We start from the raw sequence: 17,832 nt of genomic DNA, 5'->3' as shown, positions 1-17,832 counted from the left end.
TATCGACGTGACCGCCAGTAAGGACGAATCCGGCGCGTCCGGTGAACATGCGAGCCTGCTCGCGGCGCTCGGCGTCGACGTGCGGGCCGATCTGCTGCGGCTGGCGCTGACGCACCGGTCGTACGCGTACGAGAACGGCGGACTGCCGACCAACGAGCGTCTGGAATTCCTCGGCGACTCGGTCCTCGGCCTGAGCATCACCGAGCGGCTCTACCACGAGCACCCGGACAAGTCCGAGGGCGAACTGGCCAAGCTGCGGGCGAGCGTGGTGAATATGCACGCGCTCGCCGAGGTCGCGCGCGGGCTCGGCGAGGGTGGGCTCGGTGTGCACCTGCTGCTCGGTAAGGGCGAAGAGCTCACCGGCGGCCGGGACAAGCCGAGCATTCTCGCCGACGGCATGGAGTCGCTGCTCGGCGCGGTCCATCTCGAGCACGGTATCGATGTCGCGCGCGAGGTGGTGCTGCGACTGTTCGCCGACCTGCTCGAGCGCGGCCCGCGGATGGGCGCCGGACTGGACTGGAAGACCAGCCTGCAAGAGCTCACCGCCGAACGTGGCCTCGGCGTGCCCAGCTACGAGATCACCTCGACAGGTCCCGACCACGACAAGGAATTCACCGCGACCACCGTGATCGGCGGTCGTCCGTACGGTCAGGGCGTCGGCCGCTCCAAGAAGGAAGCCGAGCAGAAGGCCGCGGGCGCTGCCTATCAGGCGCTGACCGACAGTATCTGATTTCCGGCGCTTGCGGCACCGCGTGTTCGCGGCCCCCTGGTGTCTCGCGGCAGGCCCTTTCGAGCGACCTGCCACGCAGTCGCTAGCGGCGCGGCCGAGACTCGCGACTGCGTCGCATGCGCTTCGGCCCCTCGGCCGCGAGACGGGCCGCGAACGGCGCTCGTAAGACTCGCGCGTGGTCGATAGGAGTGTTGATGCCTGAGCTTCCCGAGGTCGAGGTCGTCCGGCGCGGACTCGCCGCACATGTTGTCGGGCGGGTGGTCGAATCCGTCACGGTGAGCCATCCCAGGTCGGTGCGCCGCCATCTCGAAGGTGCAGATGATCTGACGGCTCGGATGAAGGGGCTGCGAGTTGCCGCGGCCGAGCGGCGCGGCAAATACCTGTGGCTCACCTTCGACGATCCGGACATCTCGCTTGTCGTCCATCTCGGTATGAGCGGGCAGATGTTGGTGCAGCCCGCCGATGCTCCGGTGGAGAAGCACGCGCACATCCTCGCGACCCTCGACGACGGTGCGCAATTGCGCTTCGTCGATCAGCGCACCTTCGGCGGCTGGTCGCTCGCCCCGTTGGTCGAGGTCGACGGGACTCCGGTGCCCCAACCTGTCGCCCATATCGCCCGGGATCCGCTGGACCCGCGCTACGACCCTGAGGTCGTGGTGGCTGCGGTGCGCGCCAAACAGACCGAGATCAAGCGGGTGCTGCTGGATCAGACCGTGATCTCCGGCGTCGGCAATATCTATGCCGACGAATCTCTGTGGCGGGCGAAGATCCACGGCAACCGGCTGGCGTCCGGGCTGACCAGACCCGCCGTGCGCACCCTGCTCGCCGAGGTCGGCACGGTGATGGGGGAGGCCCTCGCGGCCGGTGGCACTTCGTTCGACGCGTTGTATGTCAACGTCAACGGCCAATCCGGCTACTTCGAACGCTCGCTCGCGGTCTACGGCCGCGAGGACGAACCGTGCCGTCGCTGCGGTGCGCCCATCGTGCGGGAGAAGTTCATGAATCGTTCTTCCTATTCCTGCCCGCGCTGCCAACCGAAGGGCCGTCGCCGTTAGGGTTGGCGAGCTACCGTTCTTTTAGGCGGCTCGGGAGCCGACTGGCCGTGGAGGAAGGACTTATGCGCAAGCTCACCTACTACGTCGCTTCGACCATCGACGGGTTCATCGCCACCGAGGAGGGGTCGGTCGACTTCTTCCCGGTCGGTGGCGATCACGGCCCGGCGATCACCGCGCAGTACCCCGAGACCCTGCCGACGAAGGTGCGGGAGGCCCTCGGCATCGATAAGCGGAATCGTTACTTCGACACCGTGCTGATGGGTCGCAAGACCCACGACTTCGGCGTGCGGACCGGAACCTCCAGCCCGTATTCGCATCTGCGTCAATTCGTCGTATCGACGACGCTGCCGGAGAGTCCGGATCCTTCAGTGGAGCTGATCTCGGCCGATCCGCTGGCCACCGTGCGAGAGTTGAAGCGCGACAACGGGCTCGGGATCTGGCTGTGCGGCGGCGGGGAATTGGCGCAGGAGTTGCTGCCGGAGATCGATCAGATCTTCCTGAAGCTGTACCCGGTTGTACTCGGCCGCGGCCGCTCGCTGTTCGGTTCCGGTCCGCGCCTGCCCGAGGCGGCCCGCTTCCGGGTGATCACCAGCCGGGTGTTCGAGGACGGCGTCGCCTTCGTGAAGTACAGCCGGATTCGATAACCGCTGTGGCGGAAGACGATTCGATCGTCGCTCCGGAACCGGGGAACGCTCCGGGTCCGGTGGAGGCGCTGCGCGAGATCGGCTTCTGGCTCGAACGCGCACGAGCGCAAACACATCGGGTGAAGGCGTACCGCCGGGCCGCCGAGATCGTCGACCAGCTGTCCGAGGACGAGCAGGCGACCCATCGCGCCGCGCACAGCTGGCAAGAGCTCGCGGGAATCGGGCCGAAGACCGCCGCCGTCATCGAACAGGCGTATTCCGGTGCGGTGCCGGACTATTTGAGCGAACTCCGCAAGGCCGCGCAGCCCATCGGGGCGCCGGGCAAACCCATGCGGGCCCAGTTGCGCGGCGATCTGCACACTCACTCCGACTGGTCCGACGGCGGCAGTCCGATCGCGGAGATGATGGGCATCGCGGCCGCACTCGGCCACGAATACTGTGCGCTGACCGATCATTCGCCGCGGTTGACCGTCGCCAACGGGCTTTCGGCGGACCGGCTGCGGCGGCAGTTGGATGTGGTCGCGGAGCTGAACGAACGAGTCGCGCCGTTCCGGATTCTCACCGGGATCGAGGTGGACATCCTCGATGACGGGACCCTGGATCAGCAGAGCGATCTGCTAGCCGAACTCGATATCGTTGTGGCCAGCGTACATTCGCATCTGCGTGCCGACAGCGAGACCATGACCAAGCGCATGGTGTACGCGGTGGCGAATCCGAATGTGGATGTGCTCGGCCACTGCACCGGCAGACTGATCGCGGGGCAGCGGGGTCTGCGGCCGGAGTCGACGTTCGATGCCGAGCTCGTCTTCGAGGCGTGCCGGAGTTACGGGACAGCCGTAGAGATCAACAGCCGTCCCGAACGGCTCGATCCGCCGTCGCGACTGCTGCGGATGGCGGTCGAGATGGGGTGCTATTTCTCGATCGACACCGATGCGCATGCCCCTGGTCAGTTGGATTGGCTCGGTTACGGCTGCGAGCGTGCTGTCGCGAACGATGTTGTGGCGGAACGGGTTATCAACACTTGGCCAGCCGACAAGCTGCTCGCCTGGACGAAATCGGCAGCTGGGGACGTGGTTTGATCGTCGCCCCGGCGCGAGCGGGCCGCCCGGTCGGAGATGATTTCGGCGGCAGCTGCTGACCGTCGGGTTAACTGTTGCCTAACACTCGTGCGGGATCTGGGAGTATGCCCGATGACGTTCGAGAATGGTTGACACAAAGATCTCTTGGGGGTGGCGGCACCGGTGGGTGGCTTTCCGATCGAAATCGTGCTCGGACTCATCGGTATCGCGGTGCCGATCATCGCGTTCCTCTGGGAGTTCGTCTTCGTCGGACGCAAGGAAATCGGCTATCGGGTGCAGATGGATACGCCGGTCACCGGTGAGATCGAATCGGTCTTTCCCGGTGTACTGCCGCAGCTGCGCCCCGAGCAAGATGGTGTGAGTCCACCGCTGAAGGATCTATCGGTGGTGCTGGTCCGTATCGAAAACAGCGGTGCGACACCGATCGATACGCACGACTACCGGGCACCCGAGGCGGGTCAGGTCGGCCTGCATCTGAACTTTTCGCAGCGCAGGGTCATCGGCATGGCGGTGACCGAGCTGAGTGACCAGGGTCTGGCCGATTCGCTGGGGCGTGATTCGGGTATCGCGGTTCGCGAGGATACCGAAGGACATATCGGTGCCATCGATCTGCCGAGGGTTCCACTCAATCGCGGTGATCACTACAAGATCCTGGCCATTCTGCAACGTTCAGAGGGTACGGGGGAGTATGCGGATCCGGTACTGAGCGGGGGCATCAAGGGTGGGCGGATCATCGAAACCCAGAGCCGCACCGGCATTTCGCGAGTGATGGTGGCGCTCACGGCCTTTCTGGTCGTGGTGATCGTCGTCCAGCTTTTGGTTTCCGTGCTGTCGCCCGATCCGACGCCATTGGATTGTGCCGCGGGCAAACTCACGGTTGTCGGCTCGTCGGCCTTCGAACCGGTCATTCGCGATGCGGCCGTGCAATACGGGAAGCGCTGCACCGGAGCGAAATTCACCTTCGGCTTCGAGGGCACCGAACGCGGCCTCGACCGGCTCGCCGAGGAGGGCAAGGACGATCCCGATCTGCTCACGATCAGCGACGGCCCGAAAGGTGATGGCTACCAACCGCTGCTGGCCCGTCCACTGGCGCTGTCGCTGTTCACCATGATCGTGCACAAGGATGTCGGCGTCACCAACCTTTCTGTCCCGCAGATCCAGGATCTGTATCAGGGCCGCATCACCAACTGGCGCGATGTCGGCGGTGTCGACCTGCCGGTCGTAGTGGTCAATCGGATACCGGGATCGGGCACTCGAAATACGTTGGAGCGCAGGGTGCTCGGTGGTCCGCAGCTCGATCGGCCGCATGTCAGCTGTGTCGCGATCAAGGATGGCGCGCCCGCGACGGCCAGATATTGCGATGTGCAGGTCACCAAGGATATGCAGAAGGCTGTCGGCGATATTCCGGGCGCGATCGGCTACAGCGAGTTCTCCGAGGCGGTGAAGGCGGGAGCCACGACCCTCACCATCAATGGCGTAACACCGGGTCGCGATGCCGCCGTCAACCGCAGCTATCCGTTCTGGGGCGTCGAATACGCCTACAGTTACGGCGAACTCCCCGGCGATTCGCTCGGCGCGAGCTTCCTGCATTTCTTGACCGATCTGACCGGCAAGGATGTGCTGCGTGAGCATGGCAACGAGCCGTGCGGTGAGCTGCCCGATCGGGCCCGCTGCCTGCCGTCTTCGTGACCTGTCACAGATTCGGCGGCTGTCTCGTCCTACTCGGGTAAGCGATTTCGAGAGAGGACGACCCATGTCACGCATGCAACTCGCCGAGGTGGCGCCCGAGATCTACAAGGCCTGGTACGCCGCAGAGCAGGCGATCCGCCGCGGGCCGCTGGATTCGACGGTGCGCGAGCTGGTGAAGATCCGCGTTTCCCAGATGAACGGCTGCCTGTTCTGCATCGATATGCACACCACCGACGCGCGGATGGCGGGCGAGACCGAACAGCGGATCTACTACCTCGATGCCTGGCGCGAGTCGGTGAAGTTCACCGAGGCCGAACGCGCCGCCCTCGCCTACGCGGAGGCGGTCACCAGGCTCGGTGAACACGGTGTCAGCGATGAGATCTGGGCCGAGGTGGAGAAGAACTTCGAGGAGGGCGCGCGGGCCGGTCTGGTCGCGGTGACCGCGATGATCAACCTGTGGAACCGGATCGGGGTGCCGCTGCGCATGCAGCCCGCCCCGGCCGAGTCGTGAGTCAGTCGTCCGAGGGCATGATCGGTCTGCTGAAGTAATCCTCGACCGGGACCGGACCGGTGTAGCGTCGGCAACCGCATTGCACCCATACGGGGCCGCCGTATGTCTTGCGGACCAGCTCGGCATGGCAGGTGCCCGCCTCCGGATCGTGCAGCGCCAGGTCGTGGCCACAGCCGCACCGGGCGACTGCGGATCCAGCGGGCGAGCGCCTGCCGAACCGCCCGACCGCCCAGCCGACACCGGCGATTCCGGCCCCGATGGCAAGAGTGATGGGATCGAACATGCGCATATTATATGTATGCGTATAACAAGACGGTAGAGCAATCGGACACCGGATTCGTTTGCTTCCCGCCTATCTCGGGACCCTCGATAGTTCGGTAAGTCCCCTTGATATCAACTCCGGATAATGGGCCATTTCATCCCAAATGCTGAGATTTCACACCGACTGCGTGGTTTGAACACCCAGAAATAAGGTACGTCTGTGTGCGGCCCCCCTGTTCATGCCAATCGGCGTGACCAGGCCAACCAAGCCTTCATGGACGGCGGTGCAGGCTCCAGTCTTCACCTCCGCCGCGGCGGCCAACACGTTCGGCGCCCAGCGCACCGAAGTGCTGGGTGGATGTGCACAAGGTTGTCCCTGGAAGGATGGTCATGAGCGCAGGTCTGATCGCGCCGAATTCGGCGCACATTGCCGCTTCGGATTTGCTGTCTACCGATCACGTCGGCGAACGATTCCGCATTGCGATGGTTGTTCCGCCTTATTTCGACGTACCGCCGAAGGCCTATGGCGGAGTCGAGGCGGTAGTCGCCGATTTGGTCGACGCATTGGTCGCGCGCGGGCACGACGTGACATTGTTCGGCGCCGGTGAACCCGGCACCACCGCGAAATTCGTTCCGGTGTGGGATCGCGCACTACCCGAACGGCTCGGAGAGCCGTTTCCCGAGGTCGTGCACGCTCTGAAGGTGCGTAGGGCGATCGAACAGGTCGCCGCAACCTCCGGCGTGGACCTGGTGCACGACCACACTTTTGCCGGACCACTGAATGCCCCGGCGTATATGGGTTTGGGTTTACCAACGGTGGTGACCGTGCACGGGCCGGTCGACGAGGGCGACTGCTACCACTACTACCGCGAATTGGGCCAGGAAGTATCGCTGGTCGCGATCAGTGATCGGCAGCGCGAATTGGCGCCCGATCTGAATTGGGTTGGTCGCGTACACAATGCACTACATGTCGACCAGTGGCCCTACCAAACCGAAAAAGGCGACTACGCACTGTTTCTCGGCCGCTTCACCGCAACCAAAGGCACGCATCTCGCATTGGAAGCCGCCCACGAGGCCGGTATTCCGCTGGTGCTCGCGGGTAAATGCAGCGAGGCCCCCGAGCGGGCGTATTTCGAGAAAAAAGTGCGCCCACTGATCACCGATCGCGATCACCTTTTCGGACTCGCGGATGCGTCGGCCAAGCGCAAACTGCTCGCGAATGCGCGCTGCCTGTTGTTCCCCATCGATTGGGAGGAACCATTCGGCATGGTGATGATCGAGGCGATGGTCTGCGGCACACCGGTTGTCGCGCTACGCGGCGGTGCCGTTGCCGAGGTCATCGTCGATGGCGTGACCGGTCGGATCTGTGATGATCCCTCCGAACTGCCCGCCGCGATCCACGAGGCGAGCCAGCTGGATCCGGCCGCGTGCCGTGCGCACGTCGAGGCGAACTTCGGCGCGGGCACGCTTGGGCGCGGCTATGAGCAGGTCTATCACCAGCTCCTGCGCTCGCGGCGCCATGCGCGTGCGGCACTGCTGCTCGATGAGACGGTGCCGGTCCGTCTTCCCGCCAGCGAACGAGTATGACCGCAGACGCAGGCGCCGCGTCGAATCCCGCACCACTGAATTCCGGTGAGCCGACCGGTCTCGGCGGTTGCGGCAATTCGGTGACCTTGGTCGAGGGCGGTACCTTCTGCCTGTCGAATCGGCTCGGCGATGTCGAACCGGGACATCCGCACGGGTTGTTCTTCCGCGACGCCCGCGTCATCTCCCGCTGGGAACTGCTGGTGGACGGCCAACCGGCCGAATCGCTGTCGGTGCTCAGCCCGGAGGCGTTCGCCGCCAGATTCGTGCTGCGCCGGCCACCGCAGGCCGGACAGGCCGACAGCACCCTGCTGTTGGTGCGCGAACGCCTCATCGCCGATGGCATGCACGAGATTCTGACCCTGGAGAATATGGGCCGGGAGGCCACGGCGGTCACTCTGGAATTGCATGTCGACGCGGATTTCGTCGATCTGTTCGCGGTCAAGGAGGGCCGCGTCGCGCACGGCCGCGCCGAGGTCACCGTGGCCGAAGGCGAGTTGCTGTTGCACGACCGCACCGATCGGATGCGCGGGCTTACGGTTTCGGCGACCGTCGAGCCCGCCGTTCTGCCCGGCACCCTGCTCTGGCGGGTGGTCGTACTGCCCGGCGAACGCTGGCAGACCGAGATCATTGCCCAGCCGACCGTCGGCAATCAACGCGTCCAGGCGCCGCTGGCGCCGGGGGAGCACCATGGGCTCAGCGCACCGAGCCGCAAGATGGCGGCGTGGCGACACACCGCGACGAAGATCACTTCCGCGGATCCGGTGCTCACCCAGGTGCTTCGCCGCTCGGAAAGCGACTTGGGCGCGTTGCAGATTCACGACGAATCCGGCGAGGGTCGCCCGTTCGTGGCCGCGGGTGCGCCCTGGTTCATGACCCTGTTCGGCCGCGACAGTTTGCTCACCGCGTGGATGGCGCTGCCCTTGGAAGTGGATCTCGCGCTGGGCACACTGCAGCAGCTGGCCGAATTGCAAGGGCAGCGCATCGATCCGCTCACCGAGGAGGAGCCGGGGCGGATCATGCACGAGATGCGGCGCGGCCCCGCGAGCGGACATGTGCTCGGTGGCAGTACCTATTACGGAACTGCCGATGCCACACCGCTTTTCATCATGCTGCTCGCGGAATGTCATCGGTGGGGTGCGGATTCGGAGGTGATCAGGGAACTGCTGCCCGCCGCCGACGCCGCGGTGCGGTGGATCACCGATTACGGCGATCGTGACGGCGACGGCTTCGTCGAATACCGCCGTGCCACCGATCGCGGCCTGGTCAATCAGGGTTGGAAGGACAGTTTCGACGGAATCAACGATGCCGCAGGACATCTCGCGGAGGCGCCGATCGCGCTGTGCGAGGTGCAAGGCTATGCGTATGCCGCACTGCTGTCCCGGGCGGAGTTGGCCGAGGCCTTCGACGATCAGCGTACGGCCACCCGGCTGCGTGAGCGGGCCGCCGAACTGCGCGGCAAATTCGCCGAACAGTTCTGGCTGCCGCAGCAGGGGTGGTACGCGGTCGCGCTCGACGGCCGTAAACGTCAAGTCGATGCGCTGACAAGCAATGTGGCGCACTGTCTTTGGACCGGCATCGCCAGTGACGAGCACGCCGCCGAAATGGTCAGGCGGCTCTCCGGTCCCGAAATGGACACCGGCTTCGGGCTGCGCACCCTCGCCTCGTCGATGGGCGCCTACAACCCGATGAGCTATCACTGCGGATCGGTCTGGCCGCACGATACCGCGATCGCCGTCGCGGGCCTGCTGCGCTACCGGCAGGTGCCGGGCGCGGTCGAACTCGCCACCCGGCTGGCGGGCGGATTACTCGATGCGGCGGCATCTTTCGGTGGTCGGCTGCCCGAGCTCTTCTGCGGATTTCCGCGTGATCAGTTCGCGGTTCCGGTGCCGTATCCCACCTCCTGTTCACCGCAGGCATGGGCCAGCGCGGCACCGCTATTGCTGGTGCGCTCGTTCCTCGGACTGGATCCGGCCGCGCAATCGCGCACGCTCACAGTCAGACCGCAACTGCCGCCGCAATGGGGCACGGTCACGCTGAGCGATCTGCGATTGGGTTCGGCGACCGTGGATCTCGTGGCCGAGGGCGATCAGGTCACCACGGTGCGGCTGCCCGATGATTGGCAGATTACGCGATGAACGGCGCCGGATCGGGTAATCCACCAATGTAAGGACATTGGTTCGCTTCTCCACTGAATACCAACAGGCTGGAGGCGCACAATGCAGACATCACTGGATCGCCGGGATCTGTGGAGCACTCAGCACCGTGATTGCAGTGCCGAGCCGATGGATCTCGATCTGGACCTGGCGCGTTTCATCTGCAGTACGCATGCGGGCCACGGTCCGGACTGCCGCCAGTATCTCGCCGCGTCGGCGTATTGCTTCGCCTGCGTCGAGGACAACTGAACGAATCGGCCGAGCGCCCATTCCCGCTGGGGAATGAGCGCTCGGTCGCTAGCCGCGCATCGGGTACCGCTTGTCGAGATCAAGATTCAGCTCGACCACATTCACACGCGGTTCACCGAGGAAGCCGAGGGTTCGGCCGTCGGTGTGCGCGTCGACGAGTGCGCGCACCTGATCCTCGGAGATATTGCGGGCCTTGGCGATTCGCGCGACCTGGATGGCCGCGTACCGCGGTGAGATATGCGGGTCCAGACCGCTGCCGCCGGCGGTGACCGCATCGGTGGGCACCGGTGTGTCGGTCGAGGCGTCGCCGATGATCGGGACGATCCGGCCGACCGAATAGTCCTCGCCCGGCTTGGCGCATTCGACCTGGACACCCTTGTACGTGGCCAGGAACGGCCTCGCCGGGCACGCCTCGTTGACGCTCACGACCTGCACCGGGTGCGCTACCTCACCATCCGCGTCGCGCGGTCCGATCACCGAAAGCACTGCGCCGACACCGTCCTTGGTGCAGAACGGACGGCTGCCGTCGACCCCCTCACGGTCGCCGACCGTCTTGCTGCGCGCGCACACGGTCGACAGCAGACTCGACTTCACCTTCGCCGGATCGGCGTCGAGGGTATCGACAATGCTCTCCGGGCCGAGGTTGGACGCCGCGGTGGACAGCGGGTCGTAGCCGTCGCCCGCCGCCGACGGACGGCTCTGGAAGTACTGCACCAGTGCGTTGCCGTCCTTATCGGTGAACGACTGCCCGATCAGGCTGGAACCGACGACCTTGCCATCCATCGTGATCAGTGACCCGTCCGCCTTGTCGTGCAGGCCGGGAATCTGGGCGATCACGAAAACCGCGACGGGATAGACGATTCCGGTGATCGCGGTGAGCACCAGCAGCGCACGCAGCGCGGCCAGATGCTGCCGGATCCAAGTCGACATACGCATATCAGGACATCCCGGGGAGGAGTTGGACGACGAGGTCGATCAGTTTGATGCCGATGAACGGCGCGACGATGCCGCCGAGACCGTAGATGGTCAGGTTGCGGCTCAACAGTTTCGAGGCATTGCTCGGCCGGTAGTGCACACCGCGCAGCGCCAGCGGGATCAGCGCGATGATGACCAGCGCGTTGAAGATGACCGCCGAAAGGATCGCCGACTGTGGACTGGCCAGCCGCATTATGTTCAGCAGGTCGAGGCCCGGAAACAGGGCGACGAACAGCGCGGGAATGATCGCGAAGTACTTCGCGATGTCATTGGCGATCGAGAAGGTGGTCAGTGCACCGCGGGTGATGAGCAACTGTTTGCCGATCTCCACAATTTCGATGAGCTTGGTCGGATCCGAATCCAGGTCGACCATATTTCCGGCCTCTTTAGCGGCCGAGGTGCCGGTGTTCATCGCGACGCCCACATCGGCCTGGGCCAGGGCCGGCGCGTCATTGGTGCCGTCACCGGTCATCGCGACCAAGCGACCGCCGTCCTGCTCCTGCTTGATCAGCGCCAGTTTGTCTTCGGGCGTTGCTTCGGCGAGGAAGTCGTCGACACCGGCCTCATCGGCAATCGCCTTGGCGGTCAACGGGTTATCACCGGTGATCATCACGGTGCGGATGCCCATTCGGCGCATTTCGTCGAAACGCTCCCGCATGCCTTGCTTCACAACGTCTTTCAGATGAATGACGCCGAGTAGCCGGGCCTTTTCGTCATCGACCTCACCCACGACCAGCGGCGTGCCGCCGGATGCGGAGATCCCGTCGACGATCACGCCGATATGGCCGGGGACCTGCCCGCCTTGTGCGCGAACCCAGTCTGTGACCGCGCTGGCCGCTCCCTTGCGCAACTGGTGCCCGTCCTGCAGGTTCACGCCGGACATGCGGGTCTGGGCGGTGAATTCCACCCAGGTCGCACCGGTCAGCTCACCCGGGGTGCGCTCGCGCTTGTTGAACGCCTGCTTGGCGTAGACCACGATGGAGCGACCCTCGGGGGTCTCATCGGCGAGGCTGGAAAGCTGTGCGGCATCGGCCAATTCGTCATCCGAGATGCCGGGCATCGGCACGAATTCCGAGGCCTGCCGATTGCCGAGGGTGATCGTGCCGGTCTTGTCCAGCAGCAGGGTGTTCACGTCACCGGCGGCCTCGACCGCGCGGCCGGACATGGCCAGCACATTGCGCTGCACCAGGCGGTCCATGCCGGCGATACCAATGGCCGACAGCAGCGCGCCGATCGTGGTCGGTATCAGGCATACCAGCAACGAGACCATCACGATGCCGGTGACACCGTGCACGTCCAGCGCCGAAGTATCGGCCACCCCGGGGTTGTTCGACTTCGAGAAGATCGCCAATGGCTGCAGTGTCGCAACCGCGAAGACGAAGATGATGGTCAGCGCGGCGAGCAGGATACTCAGCGCGATCTCGTTCGGCGTCTTCTGCCGTGACGCGCCCTCGACGAGCGCGATCATCTTGTCGATGAAGCTCGCGCCCGGCTCCTGGGTGATCTTGACGATGATGCGATCGGATAGCACGGTGGTACCTCCGGTGACCGCCGAGCGGTCGCCGCCGGACTCCCGGATGACCGGCGCGGATTCGCCGGTAATGGCCGATTCGTCCACCGACGCAATGCCTTCCACGACATCGCCGTCGCCCGGAATGACCTGGCCCGCCTCGACGATGACGTAGTCGCCGCGTTGCAGCGCCGGAGCCCCGACGCTCTCCTCGACGATCCGCGCACCCGGCGACCAGTCGACCAGACGCCGAGCCATGGTGTCGGTCTTGGCTTTCCGCAGCGTATCGGCCTGCGCCTTACCGCGTCCTTCGGCGACCGCCTCGGCGAGATTGGCGAATACGACGGTGAGCCAGAGCCATACGACGATCGCCCAGGCGAAGAAGGTCGGCTTCGCCAGCGCGAGCACCGTCGACCAGACCGCGCCGATCTCGACGATGAGCATGACCGGATTGCGCCACATCGTGCGCGGGTCGAGCTTGCGGACCGCGTCCGGAATGGAGGTCAGCAGCATCTTCGGATCGAGCACACCCTTGCGGACGCCACGTTTGGGCTGGACCGGTACGGCTGTCGTAGTGGACATATCAGTGGATTCCTTCGGCGAGCGGCCCGAGTGCGAGCACGGGCAGGAAGGTCAGCGCGACCAGGATCACCGTCACGCCGACGACCATGCCGACGAACTGCGGCCGGTGCGTCGGCAGCGTGCCGATCGATTCGGGGGTCTGACCCTGCTGAGCGAGCGAACCGGCAAGGGCCAGTACGAAAATGATCGGCAGGAAGCGGCCGAAGACCATGGCCAGGCCCAGTGCGGTGTTGTACCACTCGGTATTGGCCGAAAGACCAGCGAACGCGGAACCGTTGTTGTTCGCCGCGGATGTGAAGGCGTACAACACTTCCGAGAGCCCGTGCGGTCCGACGTTGAGCATGCCCGAGCGCTGCCCCGGCATGGCCATCGCGGCCGCGGTACCCACCAGCACGATCAGCGGGCTGATCAGGAAATATGACGCGGCGAGCTTGATTTCGCGCGGTGTGATCTTCTTGCCCAGGTATTCCGGTGTGCGACCGACCATCAGACCCGCGACGAAGACGGTGATCACCGCGAGGATGAGCATGCCGTACAGGCCCGAGCCGGTACCACCGGGCGCGACCTCACCGAGCTGCATATTGAACATCGTCATCATGCCGCCGAGGCTGGTGTAGGAATCGTGGAACGAGTCGACGGCACCGGTGGAGGTCAGCGTGGTCGCGGTGGCGAAGGTCGCGGAATCGGCGACGCCGAAACGGGTTTCGACCCCCTCGAGCGATGCGCCGATCGCGGTGGGCACCGTGCCGTGGTGCTGCAGTTGGAAGAGATTCTGCAAGGTGACGCTGATCAGTGCGATCGTGCCCATTACCGCGACGATCGCGTAGCCCTGTTTCTTGCTGCCGACCATGCGACCGAAGGTGCGCGGCAGCGAGAAGCTGATCACCAGCAGCAGGAAGATTTCGATCCAGTTGGTCCAGGTCGTCGGATTCTCGAAGGGGTGCGCGGAGTTCGCGTTGTAGAAGCCGCCACCGTTGGTGCCGAGTTCCTTGATGACCTCCTGGCTGGCCACCGGCCCGCCGGTAATGGTCTGCTCGGTGCCGTTCAGCGTCTGCGCGACCTGATCGTGCAGGTGGAAGTTCTGTACCGCGCCACCGGCGACGAGAATGATCGCGAAGACGAAGGCCAGCGGCAGCAGGATGCGAATGGTGCCGCGCACCAGGTCCACCCAGAAGTTGCCGAGATCGCCGGTATGCCTGCGGGCGAAGCCGCGTACCAGCGCGACCGCCACCGCGATGCCGACGGCCGCGGAGACGAAGTTCTGCACCGCGAGTCCGGCCATCTGCACCAGGTGCCCCTGGGTCGATTCACCGGAGTAGTTCTGCCAGTTCGTATTCGTCACGAAGCTGACCGCGGTATTCCAGGCCAGCGCCGGGGTCATCTCGGTGGCCGGATCGTACAGATGCAGCGGCAACTTGCCCTGGATCAGTTGGAGGAAGAACAGGAACAGAATGCTGACCGCCGAGAACGCCAGTACGCTGCGGGCGTACACAGCCCAGGTCTGCTCCACCTCAGGCTGCACACCGATGGCCTTGTAGACGACCCGCTCGGCGCGGGAGTGCTTCTTGGCGTTGTACACCCGGAACATGTAGTCGCCGAGCGGTACATGTACCAGGGCCAGCGCGATGATCAGGGATGCGACGAACGCGATCCCCGCGGTGGTCGTGTTCAACTAGAACCTCTCGGGGAAGAGCAACGCCGCGACCATGTAGACGGCGATGAGGACGGCGAGGACCAGGCCGATCAGGTTCGCGATCACAGCTTTTCCACCCCGCGCTGGATCAGGCCCAGTAGCGCGAAGATCGCCACGGTGAGCACCGTGAACACCACGACAGACATTTACACAACCTCCATTGGCGCTCCAGGTACGGTGCGCGACAGGGTGAGTCAAGCGGTCATTCGAGCTGGTGCGGAGCTTGTTTACGGGTTCTTGGCGGCCCATTGACGAGCATTGACGCTTCGTTTACGGGTACGGCTCGGGCGCTGGGTGAAAGGATGCCGTCAAGGTAGGGGGTCAACCCGTCAACACACCGTAAAGATCCAGATAGGCGGCCGATACGGGAGTAGAAATTCATCGACCGGCCATGCGGGGGATGCCAGCGCGACCGGGGTCCTATTGGTCGGTGAAAGGATCGTCATGTCGGCTGTCACGGTCGCGGTGCTCATCGGATTCGTCTGTTGCGCGCTGATCATTCGCGCGCTGTCGGTAATGGCGCAGGATTCGGATAGCGCTACGGAACGGGTACGGATCTTCGGCGACACGCCGTATCGCGCGATGATGGACGAGTGAAACGCGGGCAACTGCGCATCTACCTCGGTGCGGCACCGGGGGTCGGCAAGACCTACGCCATGTTGGGCGAGGCCCATCGCCGACTCGAACGCGGCCGCGACGTGGTAGCTGCGGTAGTGGAGACACACGGCCGAGCCAAGACCGCGGAACTGCTGGCGGGCATCGAGCGGATTCCACCGCGCATGGTGGCGTATCGCGGGACCACACTGCCCGAACTCGATGTGGAAGCCGTGCTGTGCCGCGCACCGGCCGTGGTGCTGGTCGACGAACTCGCGCACACCAACGCCCCAGGTAGCAAACATGGCAAGCGCTGGCAGGACGTCGAGGATTTGCTGGCCGCGGGCATCGACGTGATCTCGACGGTCAATGTGCAGCATCTCGAGAGCCTCAACGATGTGGTCGAGCAGATCACCGGCATCCAGCAGAAGGAAACCGTGCCCGACGCGGTGGTGCGCAGCGCAGATCAGGTCGAACTGGTCGATATCACGCCGGAGGCGTTGCGGCGCAGGCTTTCTCACGGCAACGTGTACGCCGCCGACAAGGTCGACGCGGCGCTGCGCAACTACTTCCGGCCCGGCAATCTCACCGCCCTGCGCGAACTGGCGCTGCTGTGGCTGGCCGACCAGGTCGATGCGGCACTGGCGAAATACCGGGCCGACCACAAGATCACCGAGCTGTGGGAGGCGCGCGAACGCGTGGTCGTCGCGGTGACCGGCGGTCCCGAATCGGAGACCGTGGTGCGCCGGGCCAGCCGCATCGCCACCAAATCCAGCGCCGACCTGATCCTGCTGCACGTGGTACGCGGCGACGGACTTGCCGGGGTATCGACGGAACGGCTGACCCGGCTGCGGGAATTCGCCGCGAGTCTGGATGCCTCGCTGCATACCGTCACCGGTGACGATGTGCCGAATACGCTGCTGGAATTCGCCCGCGAGGTGAACGCGACCCAGCTGGTGCTCGGCACGTCCCGGCGCTCACGCTGGGCGCGCATGCTCGACGAGGGGATCGGCTCCGCCGTGGTGCAGGCATCCGGCAAGATCGATGTACACATGGTCACGCATGAGGAGGCCAATCGTGGGCTGCGCCGCTATTCGCTGATGCCGCGCCAGCCGATCCGCGCATGGCTCGCGGCGGTACTCGTTCCGGCAGCGGTCTCGGTGATCTGTTCTTTCCTGGACGGCTATCTGCAGCTCGGTGGGCTCAGCGCGGTGTTCTTCATCGGCGTCGTCGCGGTGGCGTTGCTCGGTGGCGTTGTGCCCGCGGCACTTTCGGCGCTGCTGTCGGGCATGCTGTTGAACTGGTTCTTCGTCGATCCGCGCTACAGCCTGACCATTGCCGAACCGGACAGCTTCATCACGGTGGTGGTATTGCTGATCGTCGCGGTGGCGGTCGCCGCGCTGGTGGATGTGGCGGGCAAACAGACCCGGCAGGCGCGTCGAGCCTCCCAGCAGGCCGAATTGCTGACCCTGTTCGCCGGTGCCGTGCTGCACGGTGCGGATCTGCCAAAACTGCTGGAGCAGGTCCGCGAGACCTACGGGCTGCGCGCGGTCAGCATGCAGTGCGGCGACGAAGTGATCGCTGCGGTCGGCACGAGTCCGCCGCAGCGAGCGTCCGAGGCCGAGACCGCGATTCAGGCGGGGGATGCGACGAGCTGGCTGCTGTTGGCCGGGCGACCGCTCGCCGCGGTCGACCGTCCGGTGCTCAACGCGGTCGCGAACCAGGCGGCCGGGCTGGTCCGGCAGTCCCGGCTGGCCGAGGAGGCCAGTGCCGCCGCGGCCCTGCTCGAGGCCGACCGGTTGCGCCGGGCGCTGCTGTCCGCGGTGAGCCACGATCTGCGCACGCCGCTGGCCGGCGCCAAGGCCGCGGTTTCCAGTCTGCGCAGTGATGACATCGAGTTCTCGCCCGAGGACACCGTCGAACTGCTGGAAACCATCGAGGAATCGGTTGATCAGCTGACCGCGCTGGTCGGCAATCTGCTCGACTCGTCGCGCCTGGCGGTCGGCGTGGTGCAGCCGCAGTTCCGTCGGGTGTACATGGACGAGGTCGTGCATCAGGCGCTGGTGAGCGTCGGGATGGGCGCGCGCGGGCTGCGGCGCGCGGCGATGGATCGGGTGAAGGTGGAAGTCGGTGAGGTCTCGGTCTGCGCGGACAGCGGCCTGCTCGAGCGGGTGCTGGCCAATCTGATCGATAACGCGCTGCGGCATTCGACGCGCGACACGCCTGTGCGGGTCACCGCGGAACACGACGGCGAGCGGGTCTCGATTGCCGTGATCGATGTCGGTCCCGGTGTCCCGCCGGGCACCGAGGAGCAATTATTCGAACCGTTCCAGCGGCTCGGCGATCGTGACAACACCACCGGTGTCGGGCTCGGCCTGTCGGTGGTGCGCGGTTTCGTCGAGGCGATGGGCGGCACCGTGCACGCCGAACCGACGCCGGGCGGAGGATTGACGATGATCGTGGACCTGCCTGCCGATGAAACCGAGGTGAGCAGCCGATGACGACACTGCGGACCGCACA

16 protein-coding genes are annotated in these 17,832 nt (G+C 65.2%); 11 read left to right on the top strand and 5 right to left on the bottom strand.

Translation table 11 applies throughout. From position 1 onward, the window contains the following. Positions 1-7: 7 nt before the first annotated feature. The 6 genes from rnc to ACFYOW_RS18010 all read left to right on the top strand — a co-directional run bounded on the left by rnc (position 8) and on the right by ACFYOW_RS18010 (position 5,708). Positions 8-730, top strand: coding sequence for a ribonuclease III (gene rnc, locus ACFYOW_RS18035; protein ID WP_387289204.1), 723 nt, complete (start codon positions 8-10; stop codon positions 728-730). 194 nt (positions 731-924) lie between these two features. Beyond that, a complete protein-coding gene (gene mutM, locus ACFYOW_RS18030; RefSeq protein ID WP_387289202.1) occupies positions 925-1,785 on the top strand; it encodes a bifunctional DNA-formamidopyrimidine glycosylase/DNA-(apurinic or apyrimidinic site) lyase in 861 nt (286 codons plus the stop codon). Between the two features lie 62 nt (positions 1,786-1,847). After that, entirely contained in the window at positions 1,848-2,429 is a 582-nt protein-coding gene (locus tag ACFYOW_RS18025) for a dihydrofolate reductase family protein (protein WP_387289200.1), read from the top strand. Between the two features lie 5 nt (positions 2,430-2,434). Further along, positions 2,435-3,508, top strand: coding sequence for a PHP domain-containing protein (locus tag ACFYOW_RS18020; protein ID WP_387289198.1), 1,074 nt, complete (start codon positions 2,435-2,437; stop codon positions 3,506-3,508). A gap of 150 nt (positions 3,509-3,658) precedes the next feature. After that, positions 3,659-5,197 carry a PstS family phosphate ABC transporter substrate-binding protein gene (locus ACFYOW_RS18015; protein WP_387289196.1) on the top strand — a complete coding sequence of 513 codons (1,539 nt, stop codon included), beginning with the start codon at positions 3,659-3,661 and terminating at the stop codon, positions 5,195-5,197. A gap of 64 nt (positions 5,198-5,261) precedes the next feature. Further along, positions 5,262-5,708: a carboxymuconolactone decarboxylase family protein gene (locus ACFYOW_RS18010; RefSeq protein WP_387289194.1), complete on the top strand. Its 447-nt coding sequence runs from the start codon at positions 5,262-5,264 to the stop codon at positions 5,706-5,708. 1 nt (position 5,709) lies between these two features. Here ACFYOW_RS18010 and ACFYOW_RS18005 read toward each other — a convergent pair whose 3' ends face one another. Further along, entirely contained in the window at positions 5,710-5,991 is a 282-nt protein-coding gene (locus ACFYOW_RS18005) for a hypothetical protein (RefSeq protein ID WP_387289192.1), read from the bottom strand. Positions 5,992-6,359: 368 nt separating this feature from the next. Here ACFYOW_RS18005 and ACFYOW_RS18000 point away from each other — a divergent pair, with 368 nt between their 5' ends. From ACFYOW_RS18000 to ACFYOW_RS17990, 3 genes are all read left to right on the top strand, one after another. Continuing rightward, a complete protein-coding gene (locus ACFYOW_RS18000; protein ID WP_387289191.1) occupies positions 6,360-7,556 on the top strand; it encodes a glycosyltransferase family 4 protein in 1,197 nt (398 codons plus the stop codon). Next, positions 7,553-9,691: a glycogen debranching N-terminal domain-containing protein gene (locus tag ACFYOW_RS17995; protein ID WP_387289189.1), complete on the top strand. Its 2,139-nt coding sequence runs from the start codon at positions 7,553-7,555 to the stop codon at positions 9,689-9,691. The genes ACFYOW_RS18000 and ACFYOW_RS17995 overlap by 4 nt, the downstream gene beginning before the upstream one ends. Positions 9,692-9,772: 81 nt before the next feature. Continuing rightward, positions 9,773-9,958 (top strand): hypothetical protein, encoded by a 186-nt coding sequence (locus ACFYOW_RS17990; RefSeq protein ID WP_387289187.1) that lies wholly within the window; start codon positions 9,773-9,775, stop codon positions 9,956-9,958. 48 nt (positions 9,959-10,006) lie between these two features. Here ACFYOW_RS17990 and ACFYOW_RS17985 read toward each other — a convergent pair whose 3' ends face one another. The 4 genes from ACFYOW_RS17985 to ACFYOW_RS17970 are packed head-to-tail and all read right to left on the bottom strand — an operon-like array spanning position 10,007 to position 14,967. Further along, positions 10,007-10,894: a potassium-transporting ATPase subunit C gene (locus tag ACFYOW_RS17985; RefSeq protein ID WP_387289185.1), complete on the bottom strand. Its 888-nt coding sequence runs from the start codon at positions 10,892-10,894 to the stop codon at positions 10,007-10,009. A gap of 1 nt (position 10,895) precedes the next feature. Then, positions 10,896-13,025, bottom strand: coding sequence for a potassium-transporting ATPase subunit KdpB (kdpB, locus tag ACFYOW_RS17980; RefSeq protein WP_387289182.1), 2,130 nt, complete (start codon positions 13,023-13,025; stop codon positions 10,896-10,898). Position 13,026: 1 nt separating this feature from the next. Next, a complete protein-coding gene (kdpA, locus tag ACFYOW_RS17975; protein WP_387289179.1) occupies positions 13,027-14,697 on the bottom strand; it encodes a potassium-transporting ATPase subunit KdpA in 1,671 nt (556 codons plus the stop codon). Further along, positions 14,698-14,967 carry a potassium-transporting ATPase subunit F gene (locus tag ACFYOW_RS17970; protein ID WP_387289177.1) on the bottom strand — a complete coding sequence of 90 codons (270 nt, stop codon included), beginning with the start codon at positions 14,965-14,967 and terminating at the stop codon, positions 14,698-14,700. It lies immediately after the preceding gene. A gap of 195 nt (positions 14,968-15,162) precedes the next feature. Here ACFYOW_RS17970 and ACFYOW_RS17965 point away from each other — a divergent pair, with 195 nt between their 5' ends. Next, on the top strand, positions 15,163-15,315 hold the full coding sequence (locus tag ACFYOW_RS17965) for a hypothetical protein (protein ID WP_387289176.1): 153 nt from the start codon (positions 15,163-15,165) through the stop codon (positions 15,313-15,315). After that, the gene (locus ACFYOW_RS17960; protein WP_387289174.1) at positions 15,312-17,813 is read left to right on the top strand and encodes an ATP-binding protein; all 2,502 of its coding nucleotides are present in this window, start codon (positions 15,312-15,314) and stop codon (positions 17,811-17,813) included. The genes ACFYOW_RS17965 and ACFYOW_RS17960 overlap by 4 nt, the downstream gene beginning before the upstream one ends. Positions 17,814-17,832 lie beyond the last annotated feature (19 nt).

The organism is Nocardia sp. NPDC006982 (assembly GCF_042869435.1).
Classification (GTDB): Bacteria; Actinomycetota; Actinomycetes; order Mycobacteriales; family Mycobacteriaceae; genus Nocardia.
This window is presented reverse-complemented; position numbering and strand designations above follow the sequence as displayed.